Origin of the sequence: Paraburkholderia tropica (assembly GCF_900109265.1) — a bacterium.
Classification (GTDB): Bacteria; Pseudomonadota; Gammaproteobacteria; order Burkholderiales; family Burkholderiaceae; genus Paraburkholderia; species Paraburkholderia tropica.
This window is the reverse complement of the sequence record NZ_FNZM01000002.1, coordinates 180,874-196,040: the sequence shown is the minus strand read 5'-3', so window position 1 is coordinate 196,040 and position 15,167 is coordinate 180,874. Positions and strand designations below refer to the sequence as shown.

Sequence of the window (15,167 nt, the reverse complement as noted above, 5' to 3'; positions counted from 1 at the left end):
TGCCTTGTACAGCTAGCACCTTAGAGACGGCGGCGGTTTGGCGCCACACCGACGCGCATCCGCGCCGCTCTTTTGCGCCTTTTTGTTGTCTCGCTACAACGCAGGCCTCGCTCGAAAACGATTCCGCGCTGCGCTCATGTCGCTCAAGCAAACGCGTCGGCGAGCACGCCCTCACACGACGAACGATCGTTCGCTTTCCTTACCGTTTACCCTGGACACCGCCCTGGAAGCCACCCAGGAAGCGCGGCTCGGCGAGCCCCGTGCGGCGCGTCTGCGCCACGAACACGCCGCCCGCGTGCGGTTCGCGCGCCAGCGTGTCGCTGTCGAGGCCGTCGCGCGCGCTCGTCACATACAGCGTCGAATAGTCTTCGCCGCCGAGCGTCACGCAGGTCGGCTGCACCGTGGGCACGCGGATGCGCTCGGTTTCCACGCCGTCCGGGCCGTAGCGCACGACACATTCGCCCGCCCACTGCGCGTTCCAGAGGCCGCCTTCGCTGTCGACCGTCGAACCGTCCGGCTCGCCTTCGTGCGACGGCACCTGCACAAAGAGCCGATCGTTTGCAATCGTTCCATCGGCGCCGTAATTGCAGGCGCGAATCTCGCGCGTGAACGAATCGGCGTAATACATCGTGCCGCCGTCGGGACTGAAGCCGATGCTGTTCGAAATCGCCGCCACCGGCAGCGGCAGTTTCTCCAGCGTGAGATCGTGATTGAGCCGATAAAAGCCGCCGATCTTTTCGAACGGCTTGCGCTCGTACTTCGTGCCGAACACGAAGCGGCCCTGACGGTCGCAACGGCCGTCGTTCAGACGCGTCGGCAGATCGGGTTCCACGTCGACGATCGGCGTGATCTCGCCCGTGCGCAGATCGAAGAACGCAAGCCGCGAGGCGAGCCCGATCAGCAATGTGTCCGCGTCTTCGCAAAGCGCGAAGCACGCGAGACGCTCGGGCATCGGCCAGACGCGATGCGAGCCGTCGGCCGCGTCGTAACGCGCCAGGCTCGCGCCTTCGATATCGTTCCAGTAGAGCCGCCCGCTGCGCGAGCACCACGTTGCGCCTTCGCCGAGCGCATTCTGCGCGTGCACCAGCAGTTCGGCGACGTCGCCTCGCGCCGGTTGAAGCTGATCGCTCATGCCCAGCCTCCGTCCACCACGATGTCCTGCGAAGTGATCATGCGGCTGTCGTCGGCGGCCAGAAAGAGCGCCATGCGCGCGAGGTCTTCGGGCAGCAGTTCGGCGTCGATGCACTGGCCACGCTTGATCGCCTCGCGGCCTTCGTCGGTGAGCCACAGGTCGCGCTGCTTCTGCGTCATCACCCAGCCCGGCACCAGCGAATTCACGCGAATGCCGTGCTGGCCGAGATCCTTCGCGAGCCCGCGCGTGAGTCCCTGCACCGCCGACTTGCTCATCACGTAGACGGGATAGTCGGCGTTCTTGAGCATCCAGCTGATCGAACCCAGATTGATGATCGAGCCGCGCCGCGCCGCTTTCATGTCCTCGGCGACGGCCTGCGCCGCGAACAGTTGATGACGCACATTCACGGCGATGCCCGCGTCGAAGAACTCGGGCGTGACCTCCGCGAGCGTGTGACGCTTGTCGTTCGCGGCGTTGTTCACGAGCACCTCGATCGGACCGAGCGCGGCCTTCACGTCGGCGATGGCGGCACGCAGCGCGGCGATATCGGTGAGATCGACGCGCGCGAACAGCGGCTTGTGACGCGAGTCGCCGAGTTCGTCGGCGAGCGCTTCGCCCGCCGTCGCGTCGATATCGAAGAACGCCACGCGCGCGCCCTGGGCCGCGAAGTGCTCGACGAACGACGCGCCGATGCCGGTCGCGCCGCCCGTGATCAACACGACGCGGTCCGCAAGGCTCGGATAACGCGCGAAGTTTTCATGCGCGTGGCGCGCGACGGCATTGGCGGGTGAAGACATACGTTGAGCTTCCTGGTTTTTTGAGTCGTGGCCGCGGGCTTAATCGCGCGCGCCGCGGTTCTTCAACTGGTCGAGCAGCACCGCCGCGAGCAGGATCGCGCCGCGCACGAGGTACTGATAGAACGCGTCGATGTTGAGCAGGTTCATCACGTTCTCGACCGTGCCCATGATCAGCACGCCGATCACCACGCCCGAGATCGTCGCGCGGCCGCCCAGCAGCGACACGCCGCCCAGCACGCACGCCGAGATCACGTTCAGCTCGAAACCTTCGGCCGCGTTCGGCTGACCCGAGGTGATGCGCGCGGCGAGAATCACGCCCGCCAGCGCCGTCACCGCGCCCTGAATCAGGAAGATCCACACGCGCGTGCGCTCGACCTTGATGCCCGCGAGCCGCGACGCTTCCGGATTGCCGCCGATGGCGAGCGTGTTGCGCCCGTACACGGTCTGATTGAGCATCACGCCGAACACGATGAAGCAGAACAGCGTGACCCAGATCGGCAGTTGCACGCCGAAGAAGGCCATCGTGCCCATCGCGATGAACGTATCCGACGACACGCCCACAGCCTGGCCATGCGAAACGATGAAGCCCAGGCCGCGCACGATTTCCATCGTCGCGAGCGTGGTGATCAGCGCGTTGATGCGCAGATACGCAATGACCGCGCCGTTCACGAAGCCGATCGCCGCGCCCGCCGCCACCGCCGCGACGATCGCGATGAAGGTGTTGTTGGTCGCGTTGAGCACCATCGCGCAGAGCACGCCCGCGAACGCCACGGTCGAGCCCACGGAGAGGTCGAAGTCGCGCGAGGCGAGGCAGAACATCATCGTGCAGGCCACCATGCCGATCTGCGAGATCGACAACGCAAGACCCAGCATGTTCTCGATCGAGAAGAAGTGATCGACGGTCAGCGACATCGTGATGAACATGACCGCGAAAATCACGATCAGGCTGTACTCGGTGATCTGCTGCCACCACTTCTGCTTGTCGCTGGTCTTCGGGATCAGCGCGTCGGCGGCGCTGTGCGCCACGCTCTTCGCTGCGTCGGCGGCTTCGGCCGCAAGATTGTCTCGTTGCATTTGCATCACTCCTTCCCCATCATGCGGCGCGACGCTGCGCGCCTTGCGGCAGCGCGAGGTCCAGCACCGCGTGTTCGCTCGCCGCGCTGCGCGGCAACTCGCCCGAAATCCGGCCTTCGCGCATCACCACGATGCGGTCCGACACGCCGAGCACTTCAGGCAATTCCGATGACACCATCACGATCGCGCAGCCGCGCTGGGCAAGCTGATAGATCACGTTGTAGATTTCGTGCTTCGCGCCCACGTCGATGCCGCGCGTGGGTTCGTCGAGAATCACGACCTTCAGGTCCGGCTCCGCGAGCCAGCGCGACAGAATCGCTTTCTGCTGATTGCCGCCCGAGAGAAAACGGATCTTCTGGCGGCGGCTCGGCGTCTTGATCTTCAGCAGCTTGATGAAGCGGTCCGCCGTTTCGGCCTCTTTCTTGCGGTCGAGGAACATGCCCGCGCGCAGGAAATGGCGGCGGCAACTGATGTTGATGTTCTCCGACACCGTGGCCATCGCGACAATGCCCTGCTCCTTGCGATCCTCCGGGCACAGCACGATGCCGTTGCGAATCGCGTCGCTCGCGCTCTTCACGCTGATGCGCTTGCCGTCGAGTTCGATCTCGCCCGCCTTGCGCTTGTGCGTGCCGTAGACGAGCTGCATCAGTTCGCTGCGGCCCGCGCCCACCAGACCGAAGAAGCCGAGAATCTCGCCCGATTTCACCTCGAAGCTGGCCGCCTCGTTGAGCGGATGCCCTTCGATGCCGCGCACCGCGAGGCGCACGTTGCCGTGCTCGCGCGGCGTGTAGTTGTAGATGTCGCTGATCTCGCGGCCCACCATTTCCGCCACGAGCGTTTCGCGCTTCACCTCGTCGAGCTTCTCGTGCGAGGCGACCTTGCGGCCGTCGCGGAAGATCGTGCAGGCGTTGCACAGCTCGTAGATCTCGTCCATGCGGTGCGAGATGTAGATGAGCGCGCGATTGTCGGCGCGCAGTTCACGCACGAGCTTGAACAGCACTTCGGTCTCGCGGTGCGAGAGCGAACTCGTGGGTTCGTCGAGCGCGATCACGCGCGCATTGCGCAGCAGCGCCTTGCAGATTTCCACCATCTGGCGCTGCGCGATCGAGAGCTTGCGCAGCTTCGCGGCCGGATCGAGATCCACGCCCATCGACGCAAGACGCTCGCGCACGAACTTGCGCGCCTCGCCGCGCTTCACCCAGCCGAGCGCATTGGGCAGCGCGCCCAGCAGCAGATTCTCCGCGACCGTGAGGTCGGGCACGTATTGCAGTTCCTGGTGAATCACGGCGATGCCCGAACCGATCGAGGCCGCGGCATCCGCGAACTTCACTTCGTTGCCATCGACGAGAATGCGGCCCGAATCGGGCTGATATTCGCCGCCAAGAATCTTCAGGAGCGTGGACTTGCCCGCTCCGTTTTCGCCCATCAGGCCGTGCACTTCGCCGGCGTTCACCTCGAACGACACGCCGTCGAGCGCGCGCACGCCTGGGAACACCTTGCCGATATTGTCAAAACGCAGTGTCGCTGACACGTCGGTTTCCTCTCATTCGATACGCTGCGGGCACGGCGGCCGAATCCGTCATCGGACCGGCCGCCGCCCCGCAGCGGGAAACACCTCAAAACCCTACGATCAGGCGCTTACTTCGACGCGAGACCCATCTGCTGACGCACGCTTTCCACGTTGTCGCGCGTGGCCAGCATGCCGGTCGTCAGCGTGAGCTTCGGCGGTTCCTTGCCTTGCGTGATCCACGCGTACATCAGTTCCGAGGTTTCCTCGCCGTGACGCTTCGGGCTGATGATGACGGTGCCGTAGAAGCCCGTCGGCTGCGGCTTCTTGAACTCGTTGAGCGCCGAATCCGAACCGCCGATGCCGATGCCGATCATGTTGTCGGCCTTGAAGCCGCGGCCTTCCGCTGCGCGCACGGCGCCGAGCACGGCTTCGTCGTTCAGGCCGTAAGCGACCCAGTGCTTGAACTGCGGGTTCTTCGTCAGCGCGATGTTGGCGGCGTTGAAGGCGTTTTCCGTGTCGGTCTTGGCTTGCGGCGCGGCGATGATGTTCGCCTTCGGGAAGCCCGCGGCCACCAGTGCGTCGGTCGCGCCGGCCGTGCGGTCGTGCGCCGTCGGCAGCTGCTCGTAGGTCACGTCGATCGCGCCGACGTCCTTCATGTCCCAGCCGCGCTTCTTGATTTCGGCGGCGATGCCGTCACCGACCTGCTTGCCGATGTTGTAGGCCGAAATGCCCATGTGCGGCACCGACTCGATCGGCTTGCCCGCGCCGTCGACGAGGCGGTCGTCGACCGTCATCATCTTGAGGCCGTCGGCCTTGGCCTTGGCGACGATGCCAGGTCCGAGCTTCACGTCAGGCGTGCAGATGATGAAGCCCTGGGCCTTTTGCGCAGCCAGGTTGTCGATCGCGCTCATCACCTTTTCGCCCGAGGGCGCGCCGATCTTCACCAGCGTGAAGCCCTTTTCCTTCGCGGCCGCTTCCGCGAACTTCCATTCGTCCTGGAACCAGGGTTCTTCGGGCTGCTTCACGAGAAAGCCGATCTTGACCGGATCGGCGGCTTGCGCGACGGGCATATGAGCGAGCACGGCCGTGGTCGCGGCGGCGATCAGCGTGAGGAAAATCCTGCGTTGCATGGTGTCAGTCTCCTGTCTTCTTCAGTCACGGGAAGGGTAGCGGCCGCTTGTTTTCGTCCGTCCGCTCGCGCGCGCGGCCAGCGCTGCGGCGAATGTCCTGCGTTTTTCTTTTTGCCTTCGTGCTGCGTTTTTTTACTGCTGCCTTCTCTTCTTCGTTATTGCTTTTTTTGTTCGTCGTTACTGCGTTACTGCGGATTCGTTACTGCGGATTCATTCGTGATGCAGCGCCGTGCGCCCGCCGTCGATGGTGATGCAGCTCGCGTTGATGAACGGCGCTTCGTCGGACGCTAGAAACACGGCCGTCATCGCCACTTCCTCGGGCTTGCCGATGCGCTTCATCGGCGGCAGTTCGAGCGTCGCGCGGCGCGCCGCGTCGGGATCGGGCTGCGCGTTCCACCAGTCGTGCGTCAGTTGCGTCTCGATGTAACCAGGCGCGATCGCGTTCACGCGCACGTTCTTCGGCGCGTATTCGATGCCGAGCGCACGCGTGAGGCCGATCACGCCGTGCTTGGCGACCGGATACGGGAAGCAGCCCGGAATGATCTGAAACGCGTGTGTCGAGGCGATGTTGACGATGCTGCCCGCGCGGCGCTCGACCATGCCTGGCAGCACGGCGCGGCATCCGTTCCAGACGCCGTCGAGGTCGACGGCGAAACAACGGCGCCAGTCGTCGTCGGTCATCGTCAGCGGATCGGCGAACACGTTGATGCCGGCGTTGTTCACGAGCACGTCGACGGGACCGAACGTGCGCTCCGCTTCGCTCACGGCCGACTGGACCGAGGCCGATTGCGTGACGTCGGTTTTGACGGCGAGCACGCGCGCGTTCGCGTATGCAGCGGCGATGTCTTTGGCCGTGGCCTGCGCCGTGTCCAGATCCAGCTCCGCGAGCACGACGGCCGCGCCCTCGGCGACGAACGCGCGCGCGATCGCCGCGCCAATGCCGCGTCCGGCGCCGGTCACGAGCGCAACCTTGCCCGCGAGACGATTCATGCCTTTGCTCCCTGCGCCTTGGCGGTTTCGCGCCAGCCCGCGATGAACGCGAGCGCGTTGGCGCGCGTGGCCGCCACGTCCTGGCCCGGCTTGTAGAGCGCCGAGCCGAGGCCGAAGCCGCTCGCGCCCGCCGCGAGTTGCGGGCCCATGTTGTCGGGCTTCACGCCGCCCACGGGCAGCAGCGGCACGATCGCCGGAATCACCGCGCGCCACGCCTTCGTGACGTCGGGGCCGAGTTGTTCGGCGGGGAACATCTTGAGGCCGTCCGCGCCGTGCTTGAGCGCGGCGAACGCTTCGGTCGGCGTGGCGACGCCCGGCACGCACGCGAGACCTTGCAGCTTCGCGGCGAGGATCACGTCGGTGTCGGCGTGCGGCATCACGATCAGTTCGCCGCCCGCGGCTTTCACGTCGCGCACGCGCTCGGTCGTGAGCACGGTGCCCGCGCCGATCAGCGCATCCGCCGGCAGCGTGGCGCGCAGCGCGGCGATGCTCTCCAGCGGCGACGGCGAATTCAGCGGCACCTCGATGATCCGGAAACCCGCTTCATAGATCGCGCGGCCATGTTCGGCGGCTTCGGCGGGCTTGATGCCGCGCACGATCGCGACCATGCGGCACGCGGCGAACGCGGCCACGAAGCCCGCGTGCGGCGTGTAGGGAGCGGGCAGGTTCAGTTCGGGTTGCATGACGGGTCCTGTTCGTGTGTTCGGTGCTTGACGTTGCTCGATGTTGCGTTGCTTGCGTATCTGTCTACGTATCGGCGTGCGATGGCGTCGTGCGTCGCGTCGATCAGCTCGCGGACACGAGGCCCGCGCGCACCGCGATGCGCCACAAGCCGCGCTCGGTCGCATGGCGCACGAGATGCGCGCCGGTGCAGCCGAACTGCGCGAGCGCGAGCTTGTAGCGCTCGCACAGCGCATCGGCGCCGATCAGTTGCGGCGCGCAGGCGGCCAGCGCGACGTCGCGGCGCGCCAGCACCGCTTCGAGTCCCGCGAGTTCATGGCCGATCACGAGGCCCGAGAGGTAATCGGGCTGCTCGTCGGGCGCCAGTTGTTCGGTGAGACCGAGCGTGCGCGTGCTGAACGCCGTGGCGAGCAGGCCCGCGCTGCCGTGTTCGCGCGCGACGCTCACGCCGCGCAAAAACGCTGCCGTATCGGGCGCGGCCGGACGCTTCATCGTGCGGCCGAGAATCGTGTGCGCCGAAAGCGCCGCATAGACCTCGCCCGTCATGAAGGTGTAGAAACGCGCGATGCGCGCGCCTTCCACCACGGCCCATTTCGCGTGCGTGCCGGGCAGGCCGATCAGCGCGGCTTGCGTGCCGGCGGCGCTGTCGTCGTCGGCGTCGCTTGCGGGTTGCGCGCTCAATGCGCCGAAGATCTGCGTTTCCTCGCCGCGCATCACGTTGGGCAGCGCACCCGGTTCGAGCACGCCGGGCACCACGGCTACGTCCACGCCGCACGCCGCGCGCACCTTGACGATGCCGCCCACCAGCGCGTCCTCGCCCGCGGGCGTTTCCACGTAAGGCGCCTGCAGCCAGCCTTGCGCGCTGCCGACCATGCCGGCCGCCAGCACCGGCAGCGCCGGCGTTTGCGCGAGCCAGACACCGCAGGCTTCGTCGAAGGCGGCGTCGAAGCCGCCCTCTTCCGCCGGCACCGGCAGATTCATGATGCCCGCCGTCGAAACGCGCGTGTCGAGCACCTCGCCCGCCGCATCGAACAGATACGCGCGCAGCGAAGTCGTTCCCCAATCGAGCGCGATCAACGCGGCCTGGCGCGTGCCCGGCTGCGCCGCGGCGCGGGTGTCCTTGCCCTGTTCCATGTGTTCTTGTGTGGTGCGGCCTGTCATCGGCGAATCCTGCGCGTAGCGGGTTGCGGCGCGCGCCAGCCGAGTTCCTGCGAGATCGCGCGCGCTTCGCGCTGCACGACCGGAATCAATTCGTCCATGCGTTCGAGCGGCATATAGGGAATCGTGCTCGCCACCGAGAGCGCCGCGACGATCGCACCCGACGCGTCGCGCACGGGCGCGGCCACGCAGCGGATCGACACTTCGTTCTCCTCCAGATCGAACGTGTAGCCGCCCGCCGAATAGGTGGCCATGCGCTTGATGAAGGTGTCCGGGTCGAGGCTGTGATCGGGGCGGAAGCTCACGCCCGCGAGCGTGCGGCGCGACGCTTCGAACAGATCGCGCCACGACTGCGGCGGGAGGTCGAGCATCATCGCCTTGCCGATGCCGGTCGACGCGAGCGGCATCCGGTGACCGACGCGCGAGCGCATTTCGAGCCCGCGCTGGCCGGGGATCTTGTCGATGTAGAGCACGTCGTCGCCGTCGCGCACGCCCATGTGGATCGTGTCGAGCGTGGCGTCGGCGAGCGCTTCGAGATGCGTGCGCGCGACCGCCGTGAGCGGCATCTGTTCGAGCGCGATGGTGCCGAGTTCGATCAGCTTTGGGCCGAGCAGATAGCCGCCCTGCACCTGACGCAGATAGCGCGCCTGCACGAGGCTCGACACGAGGCGGTGCGTGGTGCTGCGCGTCGTGCCGAGCACCGCGCCGAACGAACGCAGATCGCGCACGCCGGCGGCGGCCGCTTCGAGGATCGCGAGGCCGCGCAGCAGCGTCTGCGTGCCGGCTTGCGTCGAGCCGTCGAGCAGCGCGCCCGGCAGACCGAGGATTTCATCGCCGCCGGAGCGGGCTTTCGTGGAAGACGCAGATGCCGACGCGGACGACACAGCGCGCTGGGCGGCGTGCACGGCGTGCGCGGCATGGGCGGCGGCGGCTTCGGGCGCGGCCTGGCCGTTCGAAGCGGCGGCGAGGCGTTCGGCGAGCGTCGGGGACATCGCTTTATTCATGGCGAGGTCGATCAGATGGACGTGGGGAGAGCGCGCGGCGTCAGACGACGGCGCGCGGGCCATGGTTCGGTGAGGGGCGATGCGCTCGGGCGCAAGGCGGCGCCCGGTGCGTGGACGCACGGCGAGTGGCCGCGTTTTCCGCAGGCTGGAACATGGCAAACGTCTCCGGTTTTCGCCTGGCTGGACGGACGCTGCGCGCCGCCGCCGGGCTTTGTCTTGAGTGGTGCCGACTGCGTCGGGTGCGCCTGTTTTGCCATTGCTGGGCGCGCCCTGTCGGATGGGTTGGATTGTAGGGCGGTTTTTCCGCGATCTCCAATATGTGATTGGGGCGTTCAGATATTGGGATATCCGACCCCCTGGCCGGACGGCCAACGCTGCGGACGCGCTTGATGGAATCGGGGGCGCGATCCGGCGGCGATCCAGAGACTTGAGCGATGTCAGGCCCGGTGCGCATCGGGCCGGAATCGGCGCTCAGTCCTCTGGAGGAGATATAAGATTTTGTATAAAGTTACCGATGTCAAACCGCTCGAATTCTGCGGCGGCGCACTGGCCGACCTGAAGCGCTTTCCTGAAAAGGCGCGTATCGAAGCCGGGCGTCAGCTGCGCCGCGTGCAGCACGGCCTCGACCCGCACGACTGGAAGCCCATGAATCCGGTCGCGCCCGGCGCGCGGGAAATTCGCCTGCGCGACGTGCGCGGCGCGTTTCGCGTGCTCTACGTGGCGAACATTCGTCACACCGTTCACGTGCTGCACTGTTTCGCGAAGAAAACGGAAAAAACGTCGTTCAGCGACCTTTCGCTTGCCCGGCAGCGCTACCGCGCCGCCCTCAAACCGGAGCCCGAAGCATGAAAATCGAAACGTTCGACAGCGTCTGGGATGCGCTCGAAGCCACGCCCGAAGCGGCGCAAAACATGACGCTGCGCTGCGACCTCATGATCGCACTCGAGGAGTACATCAAAGAGAACGCGCTGAGCCAGGCACAGGCCGCGAAGATCTTCGGCGTCACGCAACCGCGCGTGTCCGACCTCGTGCGCGGCAAGATCGACCTGTTCTCGCTCGACTCGCTCATCAACATGGCCGTGGCCGCGGGCATGAAAGTGGAGCTGCGCATTTCGCGGCGCACGCCGCGCGATGGCCACGACAATAAAAAAACGGCCGCCCGCTAACCGGACAACCGTCTTTCGCTTTTCGCCTGCCACAGCCAGAGCGCCAGCGCGCTTGAACCAGGCAAGCGCCTTACTTCCCAGCCGGCGCCTTATACGCCACGCAGTCCACTTCCACCTTGCAGTCGATCACCATGCTCGACTGCACGCAGGCGCGCGCGGGCGGATGATCGCCGAAGTACTCGCGGAACACCTTGTTGAACGACTGGAAGTCGCGCGCGTCGTCGAGCCAGACGCCGCAGCGCACCACGTGCTCCGGGCCGTAACCCGCTTCCTTGAGGATGGCGAACACGTTCTGGATCGTCTTGTGCGACTGCTCGACGATGCCGCCGTTGATCACCTCGCCGTTTTCCATCGGCGTCTGGCCCGAGACGTAGAGCCAGCCGTCGGCTTCCACCGCGCGCGCGAACGGCAGATGTTGACCGCCCTGGCCCTTGCCGCCTTCCACTCCATATCGTTTCATCGTTTGCTCCTTTGAGATCGCTTTGAGATCGTGCGGCGCGCGTCGTCCTGCGCCGCGCCGCGTGTCGACATTGAATCGGCTTAAAAAGCCACGTTGGCGCTGGTGTTCGCACTCGCCTCGCGCGGACCGCGCGCCACGAAATGCCCGGCGCGCTCGCCGGTCGGCTGGCCGTCGCGGTATGACAGCACGCCGTTCACCCATACCGCGTCGATGCCCTCGGCCACCTGCTGCGGCTTGTCGAAGGTCGCGGCGTCGCGCACCTTCGCGGGATCGAACAGCACGAGGTCGGCGTGCCAGCCCACGTGCACCTCGCCGCGCTGCGCGAGGCCGTATCGCCGCGCCGACAAACCCGTCATCTTGCGCACCGCCTCTTCGAGCGGCAGCAACTGCTCGTCGCGCGCGTAGTGGCCGAGCACGCGCGGAAACGCGCCCCACAAGCGCGGATGCGGCAGCGGATCGTTCGGCAAACCATCGGAGCCCACCATCGTCGCGGGATGCGAAAGGATGCGGCGCACGTCGTCCTCCGACATGTTGTGATAGACCGCGCCCGCCGGTTGCAGGCGCTTGCCCGCCTCCTGCTGCGAGACGCCCCATTCGGCGGCGATGTCCTTGATCAGCTTGCCCGCCTGCTCGGGATGTGGCGTGGACCACGTGATCGTGATGTCGATGTCGCCCGTCACCTGCTTGAGGTCGAGCGTCGACGAACTGCGGCTGTACGGATAGCAATCGCAGCCCACCGGCTGATACTTGCGCGCGCCGTCGAGCGACGCGAGCACTTCCGCGCTGCGCCCCCAGTTCGACGGCCCGGCGCATTTCAGATGCGAGATCACCACCGGCACGCGCGCGTGCTTGCCGATGTGATACGCCTCCTCCATCGCGTCGAGAATTGCGTCGAATTCCGTACGCATATGCGTGGTGTAGAGCGCGCCCGCGGCGGCGAGCGGCTCGGCGAGCGTGGCGACTTCCTCGGTCGAGGCTTCGTACGCGGAGCCGTACGCAAGACCCGTCGACAAGCCGAGCGCGCCATTCGCGAGCGCTTCTTCGAGTTGCGCGCGCATGGCCGCGACTTCGTCACGGGTCGCCGCGCGCTTGAGGTTATCCAGATGATTGTTGCGCAGCGCCGTATGGCCGATCAGCGCGCCCACGTTCACGGCGGGCTTCGCCGCGTTCACGGCGGCGACATACGCGGCGAAGGTCGGATACGCGAACGCCTCGCGCGCGCCGAGCAGGTTCATCGGATCGGGCGGATCGCCCTTGAGCGCGACCGGCGCGGCGCTGATGCCGCAATTGCCGACCACTACTGTCGTCACGCCCTGACTGATCTTCGGCAGCATCTGCGGCGAGCGGATCACGTGGGTGTCGTCGTGCGTGTGCACGTCGATGAAACCCGGCGCGAGCGCGCGCCCGTTCGCCTCGATCACTTCTTCGGCGAGCCAGTTCGACAGATTGCCGATGGCGACGATGCGTCCGTCGCGCAACGCCACGTCGCGTTCGACGGGCGGCGCGCCCGTGCCGTCATACAGCATTGCGCCGACGATCAGCGTATCGGCGGCTTCGGGGTGCGAATGCATGTCAGTCTCCCAGTGGCTGGCGCTCGCCGCCGCGCCCGGCGGTGCCGCGATGCGCATCGAGCGTGTGCTTCATGCGGCGCAGCAATTCGCGGCTGGACTCGGGCTGCGCGAGCGCGAGTTCGGTCACGAGCACGTCGAGCGCCATCAGCATCGCGTAACGCGACGACGACGGCTTGTAAATAAAGTCGGTCTCGCTCGCGACGATCGGCACGAGCCAATCGGCGAGCGCGGCCAGCGGCGACGCGGGCGCGGTCACGGCGATCAGCTTCGCGCCGTAGTCGCGCGCGATGCGGCACGCGTCGAGCAGTTCGGGCACGCGTCCTGTTAGCGACAACGCGACGACCACGCAATCGGGCGCGAGCGTGCTCGCCACCATCCGCTGCAACAGGCTATCCTGGTATGAGGCGACGGGGCGTCCAAGGCGTACGAGGCGAAAGCGCATTTCGTCGGCGAGCGCGCTGGAGCCGCCGCCCATGCCGAACACATAGATCATGCGGGCCTGCGCGAGCGCGGCGGCGGCCTCGGCGAACGGCGCCTGGCGCAGCAATTCGTGATTCTGCTCGAGTGCGGCGTGAATCTCGCCGTAAACCCGGGTAGCGAGCGGTGCGTCTGCGTCGGGTGTGGCATTGGCTTTGCTGGCATCGCGCCTGGCGCCTTTGGCGCCCTTGGCGCGCTTTGCCTTCGCAGGCTCGCCCTGCCCGGCCGCGCCGCGCAGGAATCGCTCGCCCACGGCAGCCGCCTGGGCGAGGCGCAGTTTGAGTTCGCGCACGTCGTGGCAGCCGACGGCCTTGGCGAAGCGCGTGACGGTCGCGATGCTCACGCCCGCGCGCCGAGCCAGTTCGCCGATGCTCGCGCGCGCGGCGCTGGCGAGATCGTCGAGAATCAGGGCGGCGACGTCGCGCTCGGCGGGACGCAGATCCGGCACGCATTGCGCGATGCGCGCGACGATGTCGAAGCGGCCCGGTTCGGCGGCAGAATTCATGGCGGGCAGGACGTAAGCGGACGGAACGGAGGGGAACGGCGAAAGCGCCGTGTTAGTAAATAACAATTCACGAAGCGATGGTACTTTGTGTACTATCACCGAGTCAACGGCGAACCTGTCTGTACCGCAATATCAGGCGCAATAGAGAATATGGAGCGAACCGAGATGAAAGTTACAAACTATCAGAGTGCGACGATCGACCCGAACAGCAAGGGCCTCGGCAACGTGCCCGGCGCGAGCGTGCCGTTGCAGGACGCGGGCCGTCTCGAATGGAATCTGCTCGCCGAAGACGTGAGCCTGCCGGCCGCCGTTCTGTATGCGGACCGCGTCGAACACAATCTGAAGTGGATGCAGGACTTCGTCACGCGCTACGGCGTGAAGCTCGCGCCGCACGGCAAGACCACGATGGCGCCGCAACTGTTCCGCCGCCAGCTCGAAACCGGCGCGTGGGGCATCACGCTCGCCACGGCGCATCAGACGCGCGCCGCGTATCGCGGCGGCGTCACGCGCGTGCTGATGGCCAACCAGCTCGTGGGCCGCCGCAACATGGCGATCATCGCCGAACTGCTCAGCGATCCGGAGTTCGAGTTCTTCTGTCTCGTCGATTCGGTCGCGGGCGTCGAACAGCTCGGCGAATTCTTCCGCGCCTCGCGCCGCACGCTGAACCTGCTGCTCGAACTCGGCGTGCCGCGCGGGCGCACCGGCGTGCGCGACGCCGACACGCGCCGCGCCGTGCTCGAAGCCATCGCGCGCTATCCCGATTCGCTGCAACTCGCGGGCGTCGAGATCTACGAAGGCATCCTCAAGGAAGAAAGCGAAGTGCGCACCTTCCTGCGCGACGCGCTCAACGTGACCGAGGAACTCGCCGCCGCGGGCCGCTTCTCGCGCTCGCCCGCGCTGCTCTCGGGCGCGGGTTCGGCGTGGTACGACGTGGTCGCCGAAGAATTCGCGCAGGCCAGCCAGGCGGGCACAATCGACGTGGTGCTGCGCCCCGGCTGCTATCTCACGCACGACGTGGGCGTCTACAAGCAGGCGCAATCGCAGATCCTCACGCGCAATCCGGTCGCGCGCGAAATGGGCGTGGCGCTGCTGCCCGCGCTGCAACTGTGGGCTTATGTGCAGTCGATTCCGGAGCCGGGCCGCGCGATCATCGGCTTCGGCAAGCGCGACGCCGCCTTCGACGCGGGCTTTCCGGAAGCCACGCGCCACTATCGTCCGTCACGCGACGGCGAGGTGACGGGCGCGCCGCGCGAGATCGCCGCGAGCGAAGGCTGGGAAGTGTTTCAGATGATGGATCAGCACGCGTATCTGCAGATTCCGGCGGGCGCGGACATTCAGGTCGGCGACATGATCGGCTTCGACATCTCGCACCCGTGTCTCACGTTCGACAAGTGGCGCCAGTTGCTGATGGTGGACGGCCAGTATCGCGTGACCGAAGTGATCGAAACGTTCTTCTGAGTTTTCCGCGTCCGGATGTAACAAGGCGGCGGTCGCACAGTGTGCGCCGCCGCC

The 15,167-nt window shown here is 66.5% G+C and carries 15 protein-coding genes; 3 read left to right on the top strand and 12 right to left on the bottom strand.

All coding sequences use genetic code 11. The features are described 5' to 3' along the window. Nucleotides 1–199: 199 nt before the first annotated feature. The 9 genes from BMY06_RS03245 to BMY06_RS03205 all read right to left on the bottom strand — a co-directional run bounded on the left by BMY06_RS03245 (nt 200) and on the right by BMY06_RS03205 (nt 9,476). On the bottom strand, nt 200–1,132 hold the full coding sequence (locus BMY06_RS03245) for an SMP-30/gluconolactonase/LRE family protein (RefSeq protein WP_074981513.1): 933 nt from the start codon (nt 1,130–1,132) through the stop codon (nt 200–202). Further along, complete coding sequence (locus BMY06_RS03240; protein WP_074981511.1) at nt 1,129–1,929, bottom strand: SDR family NAD(P)-dependent oxidoreductase; 801 nt, start codon at nt 1,927–1,929, stop codon at nt 1,129–1,131. The genes BMY06_RS03245 and BMY06_RS03240 overlap by 4 nt, the downstream gene beginning before the upstream one ends. A gap of 39 nt (nt 1,930–1,968) precedes the next feature. Continuing rightward, on the bottom strand, nt 1,969–3,009 hold the full coding sequence (gene araH, locus BMY06_RS03235) for an L-arabinose ABC transporter permease AraH (protein WP_074981509.1): 1,041 nt from the start codon (nt 3,007–3,009) through the stop codon (nt 1,969–1,971). 13 nt (nt 3,010–3,022) lie between these two features. Further along, nucleotides 3,023–4,534 (bottom strand): L-arabinose ABC transporter ATP-binding protein AraG, encoded by a 1,512-nt coding sequence (araG, locus tag BMY06_RS03230; RefSeq protein WP_065063111.1) that lies wholly within the window; start codon nt 4,532–4,534, stop codon nt 3,023–3,025. A gap of 107 nt (nt 4,535–4,641) precedes the next feature. Beyond that, nucleotides 4,642–5,643 (bottom strand): arabinose ABC transporter substrate-binding protein, encoded by a 1,002-nt coding sequence (locus BMY06_RS03225; protein ID WP_065063109.1) that lies wholly within the window; start codon nt 5,641–5,643, stop codon nt 4,642–4,644. A gap of 210 nt (nt 5,644–5,853) precedes the next feature. Then, on the bottom strand, nt 5,854–6,633 hold the full coding sequence (locus BMY06_RS03220) for an SDR family oxidoreductase (protein ID WP_065063107.1): 780 nt from the start codon (nt 6,631–6,633) through the stop codon (nt 5,854–5,856). Beyond that, the gene (locus tag BMY06_RS03215) at nt 6,630–7,316 is read right to left on the bottom strand and encodes a 2-dehydro-3-deoxy-6-phosphogalactonate aldolase (RefSeq protein ID WP_065063105.1); all 687 of its coding nucleotides are present in this window, start codon (nt 7,314–7,316) and stop codon (nt 6,630–6,632) included. The genes BMY06_RS03220 and BMY06_RS03215 overlap by 4 nt, the downstream gene beginning before the upstream one ends. Before the next feature lie 103 nt (nt 7,317–7,419). Then, nucleotides 7,420–8,448: a 2-dehydro-3-deoxygalactonokinase gene (locus tag BMY06_RS03210; protein ID WP_065063103.1), complete on the bottom strand. Its 1,029-nt coding sequence runs from the start codon at nt 8,446–8,448 to the stop codon at nt 7,420–7,422. A gap of 23 nt (nt 8,449–8,471) precedes the next feature. Further along, a complete protein-coding gene (locus BMY06_RS03205) occupies nt 8,472–9,476 on the bottom strand; it encodes an IclR family transcriptional regulator (protein ID WP_065063129.1) in 1,005 nt (334 codons plus the stop codon). A 498-nt stretch (nt 9,477–9,974) separates the two neighbouring features. Between BMY06_RS03205 and BMY06_RS03200 the strand changes: the two genes are divergently transcribed. Then, nucleotides 9,975–10,325 carry a type II toxin-antitoxin system RelE/ParE family toxin gene (locus BMY06_RS03200; RefSeq protein WP_065063101.1) on the top strand — a complete coding sequence of 117 codons (351 nt, stop codon included), beginning with the start codon at nt 9,975–9,977 and terminating at the stop codon, nt 10,323–10,325. Beyond that, entirely contained in the window at nt 10,322–10,642 is a 321-nt protein-coding gene (locus BMY06_RS03195; RefSeq protein ID WP_074981507.1) for a helix-turn-helix domain-containing protein, read from the top strand. Before BMY06_RS03200 ends, BMY06_RS03195 begins: the two co-directional genes overlap by 4 nt. Before the next feature lie 70 nt (nt 10,643–10,712). On the opposite strand, the gene BMY06_RS03190 is transcribed toward BMY06_RS03195, so the two are convergent. The 3 genes from BMY06_RS03190 to BMY06_RS03180 all read right to left on the bottom strand — a co-directional run bounded on the left by BMY06_RS03190 (nt 10,713) and on the right by BMY06_RS03180 (nt 13,655). Further along, entirely contained in the window at nt 10,713–11,102 is a 390-nt protein-coding gene (locus BMY06_RS03190; protein ID WP_065063098.1) for a RidA family protein, read from the bottom strand. Between the two features lie 80 nt (nt 11,103–11,182). Further along, complete coding sequence (locus BMY06_RS03185) at nt 11,183–12,673, bottom strand: N-acyl-D-amino-acid deacylase family protein (RefSeq protein ID WP_074981740.1); 1,491 nt, start codon at nt 12,671–12,673, stop codon at nt 11,183–11,185. A gap of 1 nt (nt 12,674) precedes the next feature. After that, entirely contained in the window at nt 12,675–13,655 is a 981-nt protein-coding gene (locus BMY06_RS03180) for a MurR/RpiR family transcriptional regulator (protein ID WP_074981505.1), read from the bottom strand. A gap of 165 nt (nt 13,656–13,820) precedes the next feature. Here BMY06_RS03180 and BMY06_RS03175 point away from each other — a divergent pair, with 165 nt between their 5' ends. Continuing rightward, nucleotides 13,821–15,113 carry an amino acid deaminase gene (locus tag BMY06_RS03175; protein ID WP_065063094.1) on the top strand — a complete coding sequence of 431 codons (1,293 nt, stop codon included), beginning with the start codon at nt 13,821–13,823 and terminating at the stop codon, nt 15,111–15,113. The last annotated feature ends 54 nt before the right edge of the window (nt 15,114–15,167 follow it).